The organism is Micromonospora sp. DSM 43699 (assembly GCF_055517075.1).
The window spans coordinates 1-17,559 of record NZ_JBTMMT010000013.1; the positions used below are offsets into that span (position 1 = coordinate 1).

Annotated in this window: 19 protein-coding genes; 10 read left to right on the forward strand and 9 right to left on the reverse strand. The window is 72.3% G+C overall.

Features of this window, described 5'->3' with window-relative positions; translation table 11 throughout:
* Positions 1 to 13: 13 nt before the first annotated feature.
* Entirely contained in the window at positions 14 to 553 is a 540-nt protein-coding gene (locus tag AC0AIB_RS09365) for a hypothetical protein (protein ID WP_465096432.1), read from the reverse strand.
* A gap of 236 nt (positions 554 to 789) precedes the next feature.
* Between AC0AIB_RS09365 and AC0AIB_RS09370 the strand changes: the two genes are divergently transcribed.
* Entirely contained in the window at positions 790 to 1,113 is a 324-nt protein-coding gene (locus AC0AIB_RS09370) for a hypothetical protein (RefSeq protein ID WP_465096433.1), read from the forward strand.
* A gap of 178 nt (positions 1,114 to 1,291) precedes the next feature.
* Here AC0AIB_RS09370 and AC0AIB_RS09375 read toward each other — a convergent pair whose 3' ends face one another.
* From AC0AIB_RS09375 to AC0AIB_RS09385, 3 genes are all read right to left on the reverse strand, one after another.
* Positions 1,292 to 1,759, reverse strand: coding sequence for a ribose-5-phosphate isomerase (locus AC0AIB_RS09375; RefSeq protein ID WP_328343722.1), 468 nt, complete (start codon positions 1,757 to 1,759; stop codon positions 1,292 to 1,294).
* A gap of 72 nt (positions 1,760 to 1,831) precedes the next feature.
* On the reverse strand, positions 1,832 to 3,034 hold the full coding sequence (locus AC0AIB_RS09380; RefSeq protein WP_465096434.1) for a DUF1015 family protein: 1,203 nt from the start codon (positions 3,032 to 3,034) through the stop codon (positions 1,832 to 1,834).
* Between the two features lie 115 nt (positions 3,035 to 3,149).
* On the reverse strand, positions 3,150 to 3,773 hold the full coding sequence (locus AC0AIB_RS09385) for a mycothiol-dependent nitroreductase Rv2466c family protein (protein ID WP_328343718.1): 624 nt from the start codon (positions 3,771 to 3,773) through the stop codon (positions 3,150 to 3,152).
* Between the two features lie 222 nt (positions 3,774 to 3,995).
* Between AC0AIB_RS09385 and pepN the strand changes: the two genes are divergently transcribed.
* Both pepN and AC0AIB_RS09395 read left to right on the forward strand, forming a co-directional pair.
* Positions 3,996 to 6,542 (forward strand): aminopeptidase N, encoded by a 2,547-nt coding sequence (gene pepN, locus AC0AIB_RS09390; RefSeq protein WP_465096466.1) that lies wholly within the window; start codon positions 3,996 to 3,998, stop codon positions 6,540 to 6,542.
* An 84-nt stretch (positions 6,543 to 6,626) separates the two neighbouring features.
* Positions 6,627 to 7,190 carry a Uma2 family endonuclease gene (locus tag AC0AIB_RS09395; RefSeq protein ID WP_465096435.1) on the forward strand — a complete coding sequence of 188 codons (564 nt, stop codon included), beginning with the start codon at positions 6,627 to 6,629 and terminating at the stop codon, positions 7,188 to 7,190.
* A 134-nt stretch (positions 7,191 to 7,324) separates the two neighbouring features.
* On the opposite strand, the gene AC0AIB_RS09400 is transcribed toward AC0AIB_RS09395, so the two are convergent.
* Together AC0AIB_RS09400 and ctaJ are read right to left on the reverse strand one after the other, a co-directional pair.
* Positions 7,325 to 7,738: a DUF5130 family protein gene (locus tag AC0AIB_RS09400; RefSeq protein ID WP_465096436.1), complete on the reverse strand. Its 414-nt coding sequence runs from the start codon at positions 7,736 to 7,738 to the stop codon at positions 7,325 to 7,327.
* A complete protein-coding gene (ctaJ, locus tag AC0AIB_RS09405; protein ID WP_436837636.1) occupies positions 7,725 to 8,027 on the reverse strand; it encodes an aa3-type cytochrome oxidase subunit CtaJ in 303 nt (100 codons plus the stop codon). Before ctaJ ends, AC0AIB_RS09400 begins: the two co-directional genes overlap by 14 nt.
* A 390-nt stretch (positions 8,028 to 8,417) precedes the next feature.
* On the opposite strand from ctaJ, the gene AC0AIB_RS09410 reads away from it, so the two are divergent.
* The gene (locus tag AC0AIB_RS09410; protein WP_442930872.1) at positions 8,418 to 9,356 is read left to right on the forward strand and encodes a poly(ethylene terephthalate) hydrolase family protein; all 939 of its coding nucleotides are present in this window, start codon (positions 8,418 to 8,420) and stop codon (positions 9,354 to 9,356) included.
* 51 nt (positions 9,357 to 9,407) lie between these two features.
* Here AC0AIB_RS09410 and AC0AIB_RS09415 read toward each other — a convergent pair whose 3' ends face one another.
* Positions 9,408 to 10,310 (reverse strand): tryptophan 2,3-dioxygenase, encoded by a 903-nt coding sequence (locus AC0AIB_RS09415; RefSeq protein WP_328343714.1) that lies wholly within the window; start codon positions 10,308 to 10,310, stop codon positions 9,408 to 9,410.
* A gap of 145 nt (positions 10,311 to 10,455) precedes the next feature.
* Here AC0AIB_RS09415 and AC0AIB_RS09420 point away from each other — a divergent pair, with 145 nt between their 5' ends.
* From AC0AIB_RS09420 to AC0AIB_RS09430, 3 genes are all read left to right on the forward strand, one after another.
* Entirely contained in the window at positions 10,456 to 10,917 is a 462-nt protein-coding gene (locus tag AC0AIB_RS09420; RefSeq protein ID WP_328343713.1) for an Lrp/AsnC family transcriptional regulator, read from the forward strand.
* Between the two features lie 87 nt (positions 10,918 to 11,004).
* The gene (locus tag AC0AIB_RS09425) at positions 11,005 to 11,529 is read left to right on the forward strand and encodes a hypothetical protein (protein WP_465096437.1); all 525 of its coding nucleotides are present in this window, start codon (positions 11,005 to 11,007) and stop codon (positions 11,527 to 11,529) included.
* Positions 11,530 to 11,533: 4 nt separating this feature from the next.
* The gene (locus AC0AIB_RS09430; protein ID WP_328343711.1) at positions 11,534 to 12,316 is read left to right on the forward strand and encodes a class F sortase; all 783 of its coding nucleotides are present in this window, start codon (positions 11,534 to 11,536) and stop codon (positions 12,314 to 12,316) included.
* A 73-nt stretch (positions 12,317 to 12,389) separates the two neighbouring features.
* Here the strand turns inward: AC0AIB_RS09430 and AC0AIB_RS09435 are convergent, their stop codons facing one another.
* Positions 12,390 to 12,935 carry an HNH endonuclease gene (locus AC0AIB_RS09435; RefSeq protein ID WP_465096438.1) on the reverse strand — a complete coding sequence of 182 codons (546 nt, stop codon included), beginning with the start codon at positions 12,933 to 12,935 and terminating at the stop codon, positions 12,390 to 12,392.
* A 712-nt stretch (positions 12,936 to 13,647) separates the two neighbouring features.
* Between AC0AIB_RS09435 and AC0AIB_RS09440 the strand changes: the two genes are divergently transcribed.
* The 3 genes from AC0AIB_RS09440 to AC0AIB_RS09450 all read left to right on the forward strand — a co-directional run bounded on the left by AC0AIB_RS09440 (position 13,648) and on the right by AC0AIB_RS09450 (position 16,891).
* Entirely contained in the window at positions 13,648 to 14,784 is a 1,137-nt protein-coding gene (locus AC0AIB_RS09440) for a mechanosensitive ion channel family protein (protein ID WP_442930871.1), read from the forward strand.
* Between the two features lie 265 nt (positions 14,785 to 15,049).
* The gene (locus tag AC0AIB_RS09445; RefSeq protein ID WP_465096439.1) at positions 15,050 to 16,417 is read left to right on the forward strand and encodes an MFS transporter; all 1,368 of its coding nucleotides are present in this window, start codon (positions 15,050 to 15,052) and stop codon (positions 16,415 to 16,417) included.
* Between the two features lie 87 nt (positions 16,418 to 16,504).
* Positions 16,505 to 16,891, forward strand: a complete 387-nt coding sequence (locus AC0AIB_RS09450) for a globin (protein WP_465096467.1) — start codon at positions 16,505 to 16,507, stop codon at positions 16,889 to 16,891.
* Between the two features lie 17 nt (positions 16,892 to 16,908).
* On the opposite strand, the gene AC0AIB_RS09455 is transcribed toward AC0AIB_RS09450, so the two are convergent.
* Positions 16,909 to 17,490, reverse strand: coding sequence for a type III secretion system chaperone family protein (locus tag AC0AIB_RS09455; RefSeq protein WP_328343703.1), 582 nt, complete (start codon positions 17,488 to 17,490; stop codon positions 16,909 to 16,911).
* Between the last annotated feature and the right edge of the window lie 69 nt (positions 17,491 to 17,559).

Genomic DNA, 17,559 nt, shown 5'->3' on the forward strand with positions numbered 1-17,559 from the left:
GGTGGGTGGGTGGTCAGTTGCCGGTGAGGAAGTTCCAGGCGTCCATCACCCACTGGGTCTGCTGGAGGTAGGCGATGCCGACCCCGGCCAGGAAGATCCCGGTCACCAGGTGGGCGCCGCGCGCACTGCGGCGTACCCGGCCCAGTTGGCGCTCCAGGATCACCCGGCCGAGCAGCCGGGAGAGCGCGAAGAGGCCGGCCGCCACCAGCAGGCTGAGCAGGAAGGTGAGCAGCGGGGCACCCAGGTCACCCCGACCGGAGATGGCCCAGATCCCCCAACAGACGAAGGCGAAGAGCGCGCCGGCCGCACTCCACTCACCGCCCCGACGCAGTTGCTCCACGTGCCAGCTCATCGGCCGGCGCGGCGCCGGCGGCTCGGCCCAGTCGGGTACGTCGTGATCGACCACCGGGAACGGCTCGGTGCGCGGAGCCCGGGGCTGCCCCACCGAGGCGACGCCCCGGCGGAACGGGTCCCGCTGCGGCGGCACCCCGACACCGGGCTGGGGCGGTACCTCGACGGTCCGCTCGGCCCACGGCTGTGTCTGGTCTGCCATCTTGTGTCCTCCCCATGACCGGTGCCGGCCGTCGACCGGTCCACCACCTTCGAGGGTAGCGAGCGGACAAACTGCTCCGCCCGGCCCGGGGCCGCCGGGCGGTACGGTCGGCCCGCCCGGGCCACCTGGGGCCGCCCGGCCCGCCCAATCGACACGGCCCGCCCGGAGCCGCCGGGCGGTACGGCCCGCCCGACCGACACGGGCCCGCCCGGAGCCGCAGGCGGTACGGTCGGCAGATGGCGGATGTGGAGCGGCGACGACGCCGGTTACGGCACTCACCCGAGCCGGCGACCGGCACGGACGAGCCTCCGGCGGCGACCACGGCCGAGGTGCACGACGGGATCGCGGCACCTCGGGTCCGGCGGGGGGGCGAGGACGGTGAGCGGGGCCTGCGGGGGCTGGTCGGTTCCGGCTCGTCGCAGGTCGGGGTGAGCGCCTCGCTACGGGCCCGGGACGCCGCCCGGCCCACCGAACAGGACCTCACCGAGGCCGAGGAACGACTGGTGATCATCCGACGGAACTGGACGCCCCGGGAGGACCTCCCCCGCTCGGCCCGGTGACCGACCCCCCGGCACGGTGTCGGGCGCCGACGGCGACCGAGCGGCGGCACGGTGTCGGGCGCCGACGGCGACCGTCCAGGAAACGGGCAGCCCAGGGACCGGGCGCCGAGCAGAGACCGGGCCGGTTGGGGCCGACCCGGTCGGTGAGCGGCGGGCGACGAGCGGGGGCGGGACTGGGTCAGGGCAGTTCGGGCAGTTCGCGGGTGCGCTCGTACTCGGCCACCTGGGCGATCCGCCGACCGTGCCGCTCGTTGCCGGAGAACGGGGTGGTGAGGAACGCCTCGACGATGGCGGCGGCCTCGTCCAGGGTGTGCTGCCGGGCGCCCACGGCCACCACGTTGGCGTCGTTGTGCTGCCGGCCGAGCTGGGCGGTCTCGACGCTCCAGGCCAGTGCCGCCCGGACGCCGACGACCTTGTTGGCGGCGATCTGCTCGCCGTTGCCGGAGCCGCCGATGACCACGCCCAGGCTGCCCGGGTCGGCCACCACCCGGTCGCCGGTGTGCAGGCAGAAGGTCGGGTAGTCGTCGTCGGGGTCGAAGGCGTGCGGGCCGACGTCGACCAGCTCGTATCCCTGCTTGGCCAGGTGATTGGCCAGGTGCACCTTCAACTCGAAACCGGCGTGATCGGATCCCAGGTAGACGCGCATACCGGGCAGTCTGTCAGGGCCGCGCCCCGGCCCGCCGTGGGGGCCGCGTGCCGGGGCGGATCCGTCACATGATCAGTGCGGCAGCTCGGCGACGACCAGGCCGCCGCGCGCCTTCGGGGTGAACCAGGTGCTCTTGCGGGGCATCCTCTCCCGGGCCAGGTTCACCGCGACGAAGTCGTCCACGGTCACCGGGGCGATCAGGACGGCCAGCTCGGCCCGGCCGGCGTCGACCTCGCCGGTGAGCCAGCTCGCCGGGTAGTCGCCACCGACGTAGGTGATCCGCTTGTCGCCGGGGTCGAGGCCGAGCGCGTCACGCAGCAGCAGCCGCTCGACCAGGGCGTGGTCGAGGTTCTCCAGCCGGGCGGCGGCCGTGTCGTGCGGCAGGGTCACCGCGTACCCCTGGCCGGCGAGGCGGAGGTGCACGGTGCCGCCGGCCGCCGGGACCTCGACCGGGCCGTCGATCGGGTCGATCTGCGCGCCGGCGGCGCGGAGCCGGTCGAGCAGTTCGTCGGGGGTGCTGGTCAGCTCGCTGACCAGCCGGTTGTAGGGCTGGATGGCGACCGAGGCCGGGGTGGTGATCACCGAGAGGAAGCGCGGGAAGCCGCCGGTCTGTGCGGCCAGGCTGCGGTGGTTGCCGTCGGCGACCACCAGCTCGCCGCCGCCGGCCAGCGCGGTCAGCGCGTCCTGCTCGGGGCCGGGGCCGAGCAGCCAGATGGCGTGCGTCCGGCCGGCCTGGTCGGTGTCGGTGGCGGCCGGGACGCCGGCCGCGTCGGTCGCCGCCGCGAGCGCGGCGTGCAGCTCGTCGCCCCGCCCGGTCTGCAGCAGCAGTACGGGCGAGAGCAGGTGACCAAGCGCCTCGGCCAGGGCGACCCGCTCCCGCACCTTGGCGATGAAGACGTCCTCGTTGCGGATCACCAGGCCGGGCTCGTCGGCGCTTGTGGAGATCTGGTCGGTGTCGACCATCGCGAACAGCCCGTACGCCGAATCCTCGCCCGGGGCGCTGATCCGGTAGAGGACGACCACCTGCTCGGCCGGGGTGTAGCTGCCGTCGGCCTTCGCCTCGGTGAGCCGGGCCGCCGCGTCGCCGAGCGAGTCGAGGAAGGACCTCCCCAGGCTCTCCGGGGCCCGGTGGGGCATCTCGATGCCGAGGGCACTGTGCGGGTTCGACTCGATGATCGCGGTGATCTCCGCGTCGTCGGCGAACTCGTCGTAGTTCTGCGCGCCGGTGCCGCCAGTGGTGATCCAGGCCCGGGCGATCGGATGTACGACCGTCATGGGGGTTGACGCTACCGACGCGGGCGGTCCGCATCACGCCGACCCCGCACCAGGTCCACCAGATGAACCGTCCCCTGGTGGGGCCCGACCGGGCCGGGCCCCACCAGGGTCGGGATCAGTCGAAGATCGGGCCCAGCTCGCGGGAACGCTTGAGCTCGTAGAAGCCGGGGGTGCCGGCGACCAGCAGGACGCCGTCCCAGAGCCGGCCGGCGGCCTCCCCCTTCGGGGCCGGGGTGACGACCGGACCGAAGAAGGCGATCTTGCCGCCGTCCGGGCCGGGGGCGTGCACCACGGGGGTGCCGACGTCGGTGCCGACCGGCCGCATCCCCGCCTCGTGGCTGGCCCGCAGCGCCTCGTCGTACTCGGTGGAGTCGGCGGCGTCGGCGAACGACGGGTCCAACCCGACGTCGGCGAGCGCGGCGGTGATCATGTCCCGGCCGAGCGGTTCCTTGCCGAGGTGGATCCGGGTGCCCATCGCGGTGTAGAGCTTCGCCAGCGTCGCGCCGCCGTGCGCCTGCTCGACGGCGATGCAGACCCGCACCGGCCCCCAGCCCAGCTTCATCATCTCCTGGTACTGCTCGGGCAGTTCCCGACCCTCGTTGAGCACGGAGAGGCTCATCACGTGGTAGCTGATGTCCACCTCTCGGACCTGTTCGACCTCCAGCAGCCAACGGGAGGTGATCCAGGCCCACGGGCACAGCGGGTCGAACCACATGTCGACGGCGACACGTTCGGTCACGGTGGAGTCCCTTCGTGACGTCAGGCACGCCGGCGGACCCGGCGCGGCTGACCTCGATCCTCACCCCGGAGGGCGTCGATCGGTAGCGGAATGAGAGCGTGACGTCGACCACCGCAGGGTCGGTGCATGGAAGACTCGGCTCGGGTCGCCGCCACGAGCGGCCGGCAGGGGCTGGCGCAGCCGGGAGGCGGCGAGAGTGGGATGGAGACGAAAGTGCCAGGAGTGCGCAACCTGACCCAGGTCGAGGCCACCGAGCGGGCCCGCCTGCTGGAGGTCACCGGGTACGACATCGACCTCGACCTGTCGACCGCGGTGCAGGCCGAGGGCCGCACGTTCCGGTCGGTGACCGAGGTCAGGTTCCGTTGCGCCGAACCCGGTGCCGGCACCTTCATCGAGACCGCAGCCGAGTCGGTACGCGCGGCCACGCTCAACGGCGAGCCGGTGGACCTGGCCGGCTGGTCGGCCGAGAAGGGCCTGGCGCTGACCGGTCTGGCCGCCGAGAACGTGCTCGTGGTGGACGCCGACTTCGGCTACTCCACGAGCGGGCAGGGCCTGCACCGGACGGTCGACCCGGTCGACGGCGAGACCTACCTCTACAGCCAGTTCGAGACGGCCGACGCGCAGAAGGTCTTCGCCTGCTTCGACCAACCCGACCTGAAGAGCGTCTACACCTGGCACGCCACCGTCCCGGCGCACTGGCGGGTGGTGTCCAACATGCCCGCCGAGCGGGAGGAGCCGGCCGGCGAAGGGCTCAAGACCGTCCACTTCACCACCTCGGTGCGGATGAGCACCTACGTCACCGCGCTCTGCGCCGGCCCGTACCACGAGGTGCGGGACAGCCACGACGGCATCGACCTGGGGGTCTTCTGCCGGGCGTCGATGGCGCCCCACCTGGACGCCGACGACCTGTTCCTGGTCACGAAGCAGGGTTTCGACTTCTTCCACGCGCAGTTCGGGGTGCGCTACCCGCTGCCCAAGTACGACCAGCTCTGGGTGCCCGACTTCAACGCCGGCGCGATGGAGAACTTCGGCTGCGTCACCCACGCCGAGTCGCACTACCTGTTCCGCTCGCAGGTCACCGACTTCGAGTACGAGCAGCGGGCCAACACGATCCTGCACGAGCTGGCCCACATGTGGTTCGGTGACCTGGTCACCATGCGCTGGTGGAACGACCTGTGGCTCAACGAGTCGTTCGCCGAGTGGGCCAGCCACTGGTGCAACACCCACGCGACCCGGTTCTCCGAGGCCTGGACGACGTTCCTGTCGATCCGCAAGAACTGGGGTTACCGGCAGGACCAGCTCTCCTCCACCCACCCGGTCTACTGCGAGATGCCGGACCTGGAGGCGGTCGAGGTCAACTTCGACGGCATCACGTACGCCAAGGGCGCCAGCGTGCTCAAGCAGCTCGTGGCGTACGTCGGCGAGGAGCCGTTCCTGGCCGGGCTGCGGGCGTACTTCGGTAAGCACGCCTGGGGCAACGCCACCTTCGACGACCTGCTGTCGGAGCTGGAGACGGCCTCCGGCCGGGAACTGCGCAAGTTCGCCGCCCAGTGGTTGGAGACCGCCCAGGTCAACACCCTGCGCCCCGAGGTGACCATCGGTGCCGACGGCGGGTACGAGCGGGTGCTGATCCGGCAGGAGGCACCGGCCGGGCACCCGACGCTGCGCACCCACCGGATCGGGGTCGGCCTGTACGACCTGACCGACGGCCGGCTGGTCCGCCGGGAACGGGTCGAGGTGGACGTCACCGGCGAGGCGACCGAGTTGTCGGCGCTGCACGGCCGGCCCGCCGCCGACGTGCTACTGCTCAACGACGACGACCTGACCTACACCAAGCTGCGGCTCGACGAGCGGTCCATGGCCACCGTGGTGCAGCACATCGCCGGCTTCGAGTCGTCGCTGGCCCGGGCGCTGTGCTGGACGGCGGCCTGGGACATGCTCCGCGACGCCGAGCTGTCCGCCCGCGACTACCTGGCGCTGGTGCTGGCCGGGCTGCCCGCCGAGACCGACATCAACCTGGTCACCGCCACCCTGCGGCAGGCCAGCACCGCGCTGGTCTTCTACGCCGACCCGGCATGGGCGCCGACCGGTTGGGCCGGGTTGTCGCGTACCGCGAAGACGACGTTGGCGGCGGCCGAGCCGGGCAGCGGCTTCCAGCTCGCCTGGGCCCGCGCGTACGCCTCGGCGGCCCGCGCCGACGAGGACCTGGCGACGCTGCGCGGTTGGCTGGCCGGCACCGGTGTGCCGACCGGCCTGACCATCGACACCGAGCTGCGTTGGACGGTCCTGCAGGTGCTGGTGGCCAACGGGGCGGCCGGCCCCGCCGAGATCGAGGCGGAGCTGGCCGGCGACCGGACGGCCTCCGGTGAGCGGGAGGCCGCGTACGCGCACGCGCTGGTGCCGACCGAGGAGAACAAGGCGACGGTGTGGTCCCTGCTGACCGGCCCGGAGGCACTGCCCAACTGGCGCAACCGGGCGTTGTTGCAGGGCCTGACCCACCCGGCGCAGGTGGCGCTGACCGCGCCGTACCGGGAGCGGTACTTCGCCACCGTGGCGCAGGTGTGGGCGCAGCGCGACAGCGAGCCGGCGCAGGAGTTCGTGCAGCTGGCGTACCCGGCCTACCTGGTCGAGGAGGAGACGGTGACGGCCACCGATTCCTGGCTCGCCGGCGACGGCCACCCGGCGTCGCTGCGCCGGCTGGTGGCCGAGGGGCGCGACGGGGTGGTCCGCGCGCTGAAGGCCCGCGCCCGGGATGCCCGCAGCGGCTGATTGAGGCGGCACGGCCCGGGGCCGGCGCGGGTGGCAGCCCACGCCGACCCCGGGCCGTTATCGTGTGTCGAGGAGGTGGACGTGATGGCACAGCCGACGTACGAGTGGCGGCCACCCGGGCGGGACTGGCGCGAACAGGACCTGTTCGACCTGCCCGAGGACGGTAACCGCTACGAGATCATCGACGGGAGTCTGCACGTGACCCCTCCGGCCGGGCCGTACCATCACGAACTCGCCGACGACATCCGGATGGCACTGCGGCAGAGCGCGCCCGCCGGCTGGCGGGTGATCCGGGAGATCGGGGTGCGGGTGCCGGCGGGCAACCTCATCCCGGACGTCACGGTGCTCCGGCCGGGTGCCCCCCGGGACCGGATGTGGGCCGACCCGTCAGACGTCGCTCTGGTCGTCGAGGTGGAGTCACCCAACAGTCGCCGCCATGACCGCCTGACCAAACCCGCGCTGTACGCGGAGTCCGGTATTCCCGCGTACTGGCGCGTCGAGCGGGGCGACTTCGGTCCGGTCGTCTACCGGTACACCCTGGTCAAAGGGGTGCACTACAACCTGCTCGGCACGGTCGGCCCAGACGAGGCGGTGCAGGTCGACGAGCCGTGGCCGATGCGGCTCGATCCCGCCGGCTGGCCCCGCTGAGCGCTGCCCGCGCAGCGGCCGCTGACCGGAACCGGTCCGGTCTGGCGTGGGCGCCCGGCCGCGTGCGGATGTGCCGGAGCCCGGTCCGCGTGGTGCGGGCCGGGCTCCGGGTCGGTCAGGCGTGCGGGTGGGGCTCAGCCTCGGCCGGCGTGGCTGGCGAGCTGGTCGAGGCCCTGGATGATGCCGCCGGCCAGGTCGCCGCCGCCGAACGACGCCACCATGGACAGCGCGGCCAGCTTGACGTAGGTGTCGGGGATGCGCTTGCGGGCGTACTTGCCGGTGACGACCTCCAGCTGGCGCTGGTTGGGCGACACGGCGATCAGCACGGACCGGTCCGGCTCGGCGAGCTGGCGGTGCAGCCGCTCGGCGTGCTCGCGGACCGGCGCGTCGAGGCCGCCGACGTAGACCGAGAAGACCAGGCCGCTGCCCTGGTCGGCCAGGCGCAGCGCCTCGTCGATGCGCAGCAGCTGGCGGGTCGAGAACGGCCCGTCCAGCACCTCGGGTGGGGTGCCCGTCCCGGTCTGGTCGACCTGCTCACCAACGGTCACTTGCGCCTCCGGTTCCACCGGCCGGCGCCTCGATGCCGGCCTGCTCCTGCTTGTGGCTGGTCAGCGCCGGCGCCTGGGCACCGGCGGCCAGGGCGGTGCCGGCCGAGTCGGCCAACTGCTCCGGGCGGCCCAGGAACCAGACCGGCGTGAAGTCGAAGCGTCGGCCGGGGCGGTAGCGCTTGGCGCCGCCGCCGCTGCCGTGGTTGGCGGCGTAGACCAGCCCGACGATCACCAGCACCACCGCCGCCGGGATGCCGACGAAGATCAGCAACGTGTCAGTGACAGACAATCCCAACGCCCCCAGGCGGTAAGAGAGACCAGAGCTTCCGGGTCGGGTGGACGATCATGATGGCATCGAGCTCCCGACTCCGCTGCCATTCACGTTAGCGGAGCCGACGCCCCGCGAGCCTGCGGGGTGCCGATCCCACAGTCACTCCAGTGTCCCAGTGGCTTCGCGGTGGCGACGAGTCGGGTCGCGCGTCCCTATCCTGCCGGTTCGGTGTGCGCTGCGCCGGGCCGACACGGGCGGCGCGGGTGTGGCGTCCGCCCCATATTCCCCTGACATGACCCGGCCGGGATTGCCGGACGCCGCGCCGCGACCCGGAGGATGACCCGTACCGATCGGCAAGTATCGATCGAATCCGGTCCACCCACCCCGCAGGGAGCCCCCGTGCAACCGGTGCCCGCCCTCCACCCCCACCCCGTCCGCCCCCGCCGCTCCTGGCCCCGGTTGGCCGCCCGGCCGCTGCTCACCCTCGCCCTGGTCGGCGTCGGTGCGGTCGCCGCTCCGGGCGCGACGGCCGCGACCATCGACAACCGACCCGCCACCACGGCCGCCGCCAACCCCTACGAACGCGGCCCCGCCCCCACGGTGGCCGGCATCGAGGCCACCCGTGGTCCGTTCGCCATCGCCCAGAGCACAGTCGCCGCGTCCACCGTGAGCGGCTTCCGGGGTGGCACCGTCTACTACCCCACCAGCACCGCCGAGGGCACCTTCGGCGCGGTGGCCGTCTCCCCCGGCTACACCGCCAGCCAGTCCAGCGTCGCCTGGCTCGGCCCGCGACTGGCCTCGCAGGGCTTCGTCGTCATCACCATCGACACCCTCTCGGTGTACGACCAGCCGGCCGCCCGGGGCACCCAACTGCTCGCCGCCCTGGACTACCTGACCGGCAGCAGCGCGGTGCGTAGCCGGATCGACCCGAACCGGCTCGCGGTGATGGGGCACTCGATGGGCGGCGGCGGCAGTCTGTCGGCGGCGAACACCCGGCCCGCGTTGCAGGCCGCCATCCCGCTGACCGGCTGGCACACCGTCAAGAACTGGTCGTCGGTACGGGTGCCGACGCTGGTGATCGGCGCGGAGAACGACACCACCGCCCCGGTGGCGTCACACTCGGAGCCGTTCTACACCAGCCTGCCGGCCAGCCTGGACAAGGCGTACCTGGAGTTGAACGCGGCCGGCCACTCCGCGCCCACCTCGGCGAACGTCACGGTGGCGAAGTACAGCATCTCCTGGCTCAAGCGGTTCGTCGACGACGACACCCGCTACGAGCAGTTCCTCTGCCCCGCGCCCCGGGGCTCTGCGATCGAGGAGTACCGGGACACCTGCCCGCACTCCTGACCACGCACCGGCCGGGCCCGTCACCCCGCACGGCGGCGGGGACCCGGCCGGTCACATCGCGGTGCGGGCCGACCACAGCTCGGGGAAGACCACCCGGGACATGCTGCGCTGCAACCAGGCCAGCCCGGCCGACCCACCGCTGCCGACCTTGGCGCCCATGGTGCGCTGGACGGCCTTCACGTGGTTCCACCGCCAGTCACCGAACTGCTCGGCCACGTCGGCCAGCGCGTCGCCGAGCTGCCGCAGGTGGTTGTCCGGCCCGTCGTCGTCGTAGACCGTCACCCATGCCGCCTCGACCAGGGGATGCGGCAGGTGTTCGACGGCGACGTCCCGGGTGAGCAGTTCGGCGGGAAGCTCGTGCCCGCACCGGCCGAGCAGGGCGACCACCTCGTCCCAGAGGCTCGGTACGGCCAGCGCGGCACGCAGTTCGTCGTACACCTGGGCCTGTCGGCGGAAGGGGCGGATCAGCGCCGGTTCGCGCAGCCCGAGCAGGAACTCCAACTGGCGGTACATGGCGGACTGGAAGCCGGAGCCCTCACCGAGCAGGTTGCGGAACCGGTTGAAGTCGGCCGGGGTCATCCAGCGCAACCCGCGCCAGGCGGCGTTGAGCCCCTCCAGGTGCAGGGCGGCCCGGCGCAGCGGGGCGAGCGCCGCCCAGACCCGGTCGGCCCGCAGGTCGAGCTGGGCCTGGCGCAGTTCGTGACAGGTCAACCCGAAGTACAGCTCCATGATCTGGCTGACCATCAGGAAGGACATCTCGCCCGGGTCTGAGCTGAGCGGCTGCTGGAGGGTGTGCAGGGTGCTGGCCTGCACGTAGGTGTCGTAGGGCACCCGGTCGGTGAACTCCAGGGTGGGTTCACCGCCGTTGCGGGCGGCCCGCGCGCTGCGCTGCTGCGGGGTGACCGGGCGCACCGCCGGGATCGGCGTACGCGCCCGCAGGTCCGTCTGTTCCATCGTGTCGCCTCCTCCGGATGCCCGTCCCGTCATGATCCCCCGGCACACACCGGCGATGGAATGCCGATTCGACGGCGATCCCACCGATCACCTTTCGTACGGTAAGCACTTCGGCGCTGAAGCCTGTCGAAGGTAAGGTCAGCGCGTGGACGAGATGGACTGGGCGCTGCTGCGGGAGTTGCAGGCCGACGCGCGGCTGTCGTACAGCGAGTTGTCCCGGCGGGTGCACCTGTCCCCGCCGGCGGTCGCCGAACGGGTCCGCCGGCTGGAGGAGTCAGGGGTGGTCACCGGCTACCACGCCCACGTCGACCTGACCCGCGCCGGACGCCCGGTGGTGGCGCTGATCCGGATGTCCTGTTACGGCTCCCGCTGCATCCTGCACGACCCGCAGGTCGTCGACTGGCCCGAGATCCGGGAGATCCACCGGATCACCGGCGACGCGTGCAGCATGCTCAAGGTCGCCGCCGGCTCGATCGGGCAGTTCGAGGCGGTGATCGACCGGCTCGCCCCATACGGGCAGCCGTCCAGCACGATGGTGCTCTCCAGCCCGCTGCAATGGCATCCGGTCACCCCGTTGCCGCCCGCACCGGGGCCCCGGCACCGCTGAGTCCGGGTTTGCCCCCGGGCCAGCGGGAATGCAGGCCCGCACACCCGTCGCAGGATTCCGGCGAATCGTCGCCGGGAGGGGGGAATCATGCGGGGGCTCACTCTGCACCGTCGTGCCGTCTTCGCCGTACTGGCGATGTTCGCCCTGGTCGGGGCGTTCGTCCTGGTGGCGGCCCCAGCGGCGCGGGCCGGCGAGAACACCTTCGTCGAGGTCACGCCGAACAGCGCGCAGGCCGGCACCCGGGTCACCGTCCGGGCCAGCTGCGACAACGCCAACAACCAGCAGGCCACCGTGCACTCGGACGCCTTCGGACGGGTGGTGTTGCGGCCCGACCACGGCTTCCTCACCGGCGCGGTCACCGTCCCCGGCAACAAGCAACCCGGCGACTACCCGGTCGACCTGCGGTGCGCCAACGGCACCACCGCCTCGACCATGCTGACCGTGCTGAACATGACCCAGCCGAGCAAGGGTCCGGCTACCGGCGGCGGAGGCACCGCGAGCGGCCGGGGCGGCGGTTCCCTGCTGCTGGTCGGTGGCCTGGCCGTGGTCGCCGTGGTCGCCGGGCTCGGCGTCTTCGGCGGCAATCGTCGGCGGCCCCGGCCAGGCTCCTGACCGGGTGGCCCGTCGTCTCCGCCGGGTCGCCGGTCGCGTCGGCCGGGTCGCCGGTCGAGTCCGCCAGGTCGCCGGCCAGGCGTTCTCCGCCAGCGTGACCACCACCGACCCGGTCACCCAGGCCCGGCCGGTACGCCCGGTGCCCCGGAATCCGGCGTTCGGCGGCCGGTTCGCCGGATCCGGACCAGGGTTCCCGGTGTTGGCGATCGCCGCCGTGATGCTGCTGATCGTGACGATGCTCGGGGTGGAACGGGTCACCGGGCTGCGCGTCCTGCCGGACCGGTTCATCGCCGGCCTGCGCCCGCCGCCGAAGAAGTTCCCGGTCATGCCGGGGAGCCCACCGACCCGGATCGCCATCTCCCGCATCGACCTGCGGGCGGCGGTGCACCAGGTCGGCATCGCCCCGGACGGCAGCATCGCCGTCCCGGACACCGCCCGCGCCCAGGAGGCCGGCTGGTACGACCAGGGCCCCACCCCCGGCCAGTACGGCCCGGCGGTGATCGTCGGGCACGTGGACACCACCACCGGGCCTGCGGTCTTCCACGGGCTCAAGGAGTTGCGTGACGGTGACGAGATCGAGGTCACCCGCGCCGACCGCCGGGTGGCCGTCTTCGAGGTCGACCAGATCCAGCGGTACGGCAAGGAACGGTTACCGGTCGACCAGATCTTCGGCGACTTCAGCCGCCCCAACCTGCGGTTGATCACCTGTGGCGGACGCTGGATCGGCGGCGGGACCGGCTACGCCGACAACCTCGTGGTGTACGCCACCCTGGTCCGGGCCCGCTGACCCGCCCACTGCCCGGGTCAGGCGGCCTCGGTCTCGCGTAGCGGGTCAGGCGGCCTCGGTCTCGCGTAGCGGGTCAGGCAGCCTCGGTCTCGCGTAGCGGGTCGCGCAGGTCGAGCCAGTCCGCCCAGCGCGGGTCCGGCGCGCGGTGGCCGAGCACCCGCCAGGCGTTGCCCTTCGGGGCCGCCGGCAGGCTGTGCAGCCGCCAACCCAGCTCGGCCGGGGTCTTGTCGCCCTTGGTGTGGTTGCACCGGGCGCACGCGGCGACCACGTTCTCCCAGGCGTGCCGGCCGCCCCGGCTGCGCGGGAAGACGTGGTCGATGGTCTCGGCCGGCCCCCGGCAGTAGGCGCAGCGGCCACCGTCCCGGGCGAAGATCGCCCGCCGGGAGAGCCCGACGTGGGTGCGGTAGGGCACCCGGACGAAGCGGGTCAGCCGCACCACCGAGGGCACGGGCAGCGCGTCGTGGGCGCTGTGCAGGATGCCGTCGCCGTCGGCGACGCAGACCGCCTTGGCGGAGAGCACCAGGATCGCGGCACGACGCACGGACACGACACACAGCGGCTCGTAGGTGGCGTTGAGAACCAGCGCGCCGGAGCCCACCGTGGGTCGTATGTCAGGCATCGTGCTCACCCTCCCGGTCCAGCCGCTCCCACCGCTGGCTGCGCCGGTCGGCCCTCGGGCAGCAGGGAACCCCGACCGGCTCCGGCGGGATCACCGTCGTCCGTTGCGCCAATCGTCCCTGATCGGACCCCGGATTGCACGTACTAATGTCGGACGGTGGCCGGGCATCATCCGGAACCGGACAGATCCGGCTCCTGAGCAGGGCGGGGGCGCTCAACAGCTATCGACGTTCTGCACCAGTTTCCGCGCTCAGTCGGGCCGGTCCCGTGCCCGGTGATCATGAATTCACATTGAAGCCGATTGCTGGAATTGATCAAGTCGCGCGCCCGGTGGCACTCACTCATGCCGGGCAGTCGCTGTCGATCATGACCCGGTAGCTTCCGCTCGCTGTCCACTCCCGGCGCACTCCTCGGGCGGAGCGTAGGCACGAATGGTGCCGTCGTGCCGCCCGACTCTTCCGTCAGCGGTGAGGGCTACGACGCGTTTGCAGACGGCGCACCGACCCCGCTGGGGCTGCGAGCGTGGAACCACCTTGCCTCCTCAGGTAGACCGCTGCACGTCTTCAGTTCTACCCGCCAAGCCGCGGGGTGCAGACCGACTACTCAACCAGGGATCGCACGCACCAATCCGGGGTACCCGTCTGAGGATCCGCGCCGTGTTACGAAGAGGCCCGGGGCGGACGCGGTGGGTCGCCCGTCGGGCGTCCGGCCCCCTGCGGTACGAAGACAGGGTGAGCGCCGTCAGCCTGTGGTCCGTCGTCCTGCCCGCCGCACCGAGCCCGGAACCGAGCAGCAGCTCGGGTGCCGACTGCCAGGGCAGCACCTCCTGCGAATACCTGTACCGGGTGACCGGTTCGGACTGGTTCGCCGAGGGGAGCTACTGGATCCTGCTCAAGCCGCTACGGGTGGTGTTGATCCTGTTGCTGGCGCTGGTGGCCCGGTGGGCGCTGCACCGGACGATCAACCGGCTGGTCCGTACCACCACCGACGGGGCGGTGCCCACGCTGCTGCGTCCACTGCGCGAGCGGGTGCCCACCGCCACGCTCGACCCGACCGAGTTCGTGCCCGAACGGCGTCGCCAACGCGCCGAGGCGATCGGCTCGGTGCTGCGCAGCCTGGTCACCGCGTTCGTCTTCGGCATCGCCCTGCTGATGATCCTGCGCGAGTTCAGCTTCGACCTGGCCCCGCTGCTGGCCAGCGCCGGGATCGCCGGAGTGGCGCTCGGTTTCGGCGCGCAGAGCCTGGTGAAGGATCTGATCGCCGGGCTGTTCATGCTGATCGAGGACCAGTACGGGGTCGGCGACACGGTCGACCTGGGCGAGGCGACCGGGGTGGTCGAGGCGGTGGGGCTGCGGGTCACCACGGTCCGCGACGGTCGTGGGGTGCTCTGGTACATCCGCAACGGCGAGATCATCCGGGTGGGCAACAAGAGCCAGGGCTGGGCGCTGGTCGTGATCGACCTGCCGATCGGGTTCGCCGGCAGCGAGGAGGCCAACGCGGTGTTGCGGACGGCCGCCGCCTCGGTGGCGATGGACCCGGAGCTGGCCCCGGAGATCGTCGAGCCACCCGACGTGCTCGGGGTCGAGCAGGTGACGGTCGACGGCGCGGTGATCCGTACGGTGGTCAAGACCACGGCGGAGGGCCAGTTCGCGGTCGGCCGGGAGTTGCGCCGCAGGCTCGCCGAGGCGCTGGAGAACTCGGGCATCACCGCGCGGATCGCGGCGGCCCGGCTCTATCCGGGGCTGCCGCCGGTCGGCATGACCACCGGCCCCGCCGCCCCCGGCCCGGCCGCCCCCACCGGCACCGGGCAGAGCGGCCTCACCGGCACCGGGCAGGGCAGCGCGACCTGACGTCCACAGTGTGGCTCCGCAGGGCCGTCCACACGGGTTGCGGCCACCCGAAGGGCGCTGCTCGCGCACCGGCTGACCCCTCGGGTATCGTCCGTTCGTTCAGTCGGGGATACGACGATCAATCCGTTCGCCCTAGTCAGTTGTCAGACGATCGGGCAGAATCCGGTGCACGCGTTCCCGAGGAGCGTGATCGCGTCATCGCTGATCCGCGAATCTGACGACGGTGCCCCGCCGGGCCATCACAAGTGGCCGGCGTCGGGGCACGATGGAGGCGACGGTGTCCGACCAGCGACCCGATCCGGACCACCCGGCCACCTTCCGTGAGGTGTTCGGCCGGGCCGAGTTCCGAGCGGTCTTCGGCGCCAGCGTCCTGTCCTGGGTCGGTGACTACGTCGCCAAGGCCGCGGTCACCGTGCTGGTCTACCAGGAGAGCAGGTCCGTCGCCCTCTCCGCCGCCGCGTTCGCGGTCAGTTACCTGCCGTGGCTGGTCGGCGGTCCACTGCTCGCCGCGCTGGCCGAGCGGCACCGGCACCGGCAGGTGATGGTGACCTGCGACGTGATCCGGATGGTGCTGACCGCCCTGATCGTGCTGCCCGGTCTGCCGGTCTGGGCGATCCTGGCCCTGCTCTTCGCCGCCACCCTCGCCAACCCACCCGGGCAGGCCGCCCGATCGGCGCTGTTGCCGGTGATCCTCACCGGTGACCGGTTGGTGCTGGGCCTGTCGCTCAACGCGAGCGCCAGCCAGGCCGCACAGGTGGTCGGCTATCTGGCCGGCGCGGCGGTCGCCGCGGTCAGTCCGACGGCGGCGCTGCTGCTCAACGCGGCCACCTTCGGCCTGTCGGCCCTGATCGTCCAGTTCGGCGTCCACGATCGCGAGCCGACGCTGAGTGCGGCGCACCGCACCCATCTGCTGCGGGAGACCGGCGAGGGCTTCCGGATCGTCTTCGGCACCCCGGTCCTGCGGGCGGTCAGCCTGCTGGTGTTCAGCGCCATGCTCTTCTCGATCGTCCCGGAGGGTCTCGCTGCGGCCTGGGCCGGAGAGCGCTCCGGCAACGGCCTGGACTCCGGCGCCGCCCAGGCCGTCATCATGGCGGCCAACCCGGTCGGTTACATCGTCGGCGGCCTGCTCGTGGGGCGGTTGGTGTCACCTGCCGGCCGGCTCGCCCTGATGCGACCACTGGCGGTGCTCGCCCCGTTGGTCCTGGTCCCGGCGCTGCTGAATCCCCCGCCGGTGGTGGTCGCCCTGCTCGCGGCGGCCTGTGGCTTCGCGGTCGCCGGTCTGATCCCGACGGCGAACGGCCTCTTCGTCCGGGCCCTGCCCAACGGCTACCGGGCCCGTGCCTTCGGCGTGATGGCGACCGGTATCCAGGTGATCCAGGGTAGCGCGGTGCTGGCCACCGGCCTGCTCGCCGATCGCTTCTCGGTGCCGGTGGTGGTGGGGGTGTGGAGCGCCGCGGGGGTGCTGCTGATGCTGGTCACCGCGCTGCGCTGGCCGGCCCGGACGACCGTCGACGCCGCCGTGAAGGCCGCTGACCTGGCCAATGCCGCCACCGGTCCGCAGCCGGACGACCGGCCCGGCACGACGCCGACGCGGGTCGGCGAGCAGGCCGGTCACCGGCACGCTGTGACGTGATCGGCCGGGCGGCGGCGCTCGTGGCACCGCCACACCTGGCAGGATGGAACGGTGAATTCCGCAGGCGAGTCCCGGCCCGTTCCGTCGATGACCCTCTTCGAGGCCGTCGGCGGTGAGCCCACCTTCCGCAGGTTGGTCGACAGGTTCTACGCCGGCATCGCCACCGACCCGCTGCTGCGGCCGATGTACCCGGAGGACGACCTCGGGCCGGCCTCCGAGCGGATGACGCTCTTCCTGATGCAGTACTGGGGCGGCCCGAACACCTACTCCGCCCAGCGGGGGCACCCCCGGCTGCGGATGCGGCACGCACCGTTCCGGATCGGCGCGGCCGAGCGGGACGCCTGGCTGCGCCACATGCGCCACGCGGTGGACGAGTTGGCGCTGCCGCCGGAGATCGCCACCGCCCTCTGGGACTACCTGGAGCGGTCGGCCTACTTCATGGTCAACGTGATGGAGGACCCGGCCTCCGGCTGACCGCACCGGCCGCCCGCTCAGAGCAGGGCGCCCTCGTCGTGCAACCAGTCGACGAAGGTGGTCGCCACTGCCGCCCCGCAGTCCAGCATCTCCACCAGCAGGGCATCGTGCGCCCCGGCACCGAGCGGCACCTGCAACTCGGCGTAGATGGGCAGTTGGCCGCGCTCGGTCGGGTCACCGACATAGGCCTTGCAGAACCGCCGGGTGTGGTTCCACTCGTTGACCACCCGGTAGGCCCGGTCTGCCCAGTCCGGCGGGACGGTCGCGTGTGGACGGGCCCGCATCACCAGGATCTCGTCCTCGGGGCCCTCGAGGGTGACCAGCACCGCGTGCCGTTCCCACATGGCCAGCAGGTTGCCGTCGCCGTCGGCCAGATAACGCACGTCGAGCAGATCGAGCGCGTCACAGACCCGGGCGAGGGTGACCGGTGCCACGGAGACCGGCCGGTCGGTCACCACCGGCCGCTCGCTGACCGGACAGTCGTCCGCCGGCTGGCGGGGGGACGGTGGCCCCACCCGGACACTGTCCACCGTGATCCCGCTTCGAGTTTCCGAGTCGCCGCCAGCGGCGGGACCAGGGCGCCATGACCACCACGGCATCGCTCGCGCACCTCACTCCCCAGCGGATCCAATCGCCTACGGTGCGTTGGATCCGAGGATGGACGGTAC

Coding starts and splice junctions, on each gene's coding strand:
- AC0AIB_RS09365 (WP_465096432.1), bottom strand. CDS start 553: ATGGCAGACCAGACACAGCCGTGGGCCGAGCGGACCGTCGAGGTACCG.
- AC0AIB_RS09370 (WP_465096433.1), top strand. CDS start 790: ATGGCGGATGTGGAGCGGCGACGACGCCGGTTACGGCACTCACCCGAG.
- AC0AIB_RS09375 (WP_328343722.1), bottom strand. CDS start 1,759: ATGCGCGTCTACCTGGGATCCGATCACGCCGGTTTCGAGTTGAAGGTG.
- AC0AIB_RS09380 (WP_465096434.1), bottom strand. CDS start 3,034: ATGACGGTCGTACATCCGATCGCCCGGGCCTGGATCACCACTGGCGGC.
- AC0AIB_RS09395 (WP_465096435.1), top strand. CDS start 6,627: ATGGCACAGCCGACGTACGAGTGGCGGCCACCCGGGCGGGACTGGCGC.
- AC0AIB_RS09415 (WP_328343714.1), bottom strand. CDS start 10,310: ATGGAACAGACGGACCTGCGGGCGCGTACGCCGATCCCGGCGGTGCGC.
- AC0AIB_RS09425 (WP_465096437.1), top strand. CDS start 11,005: ATGCGGGGGCTCACTCTGCACCGTCGTGCCGTCTTCGCCGTACTGGCG.
- AC0AIB_RS09435 (WP_465096438.1), bottom strand. CDS start 12,935: ATGCCTGACATACGACCCACGGTGGGCTCCGGCGCGCTGGTTCTCAAC.
- AC0AIB_RS09445 (WP_465096439.1), top strand. CDS start 15,050: ATGGAGGCGACGGTGTCCGACCAGCGACCCGATCCGGACCACCCGGCC.
- AC0AIB_RS09450 (WP_465096467.1), top strand. CDS start 16,505: ATGACCCTCTTCGAGGCCGTCGGCGGTGAGCCCACCTTCCGCAGGTTG.
- AC0AIB_RS09455 (WP_328343703.1), bottom strand. CDS start 17,490: ATGCCGTGGTGGTCATGGCGCCCTGGTCCCGCCGCTGGCGGCGACTCG.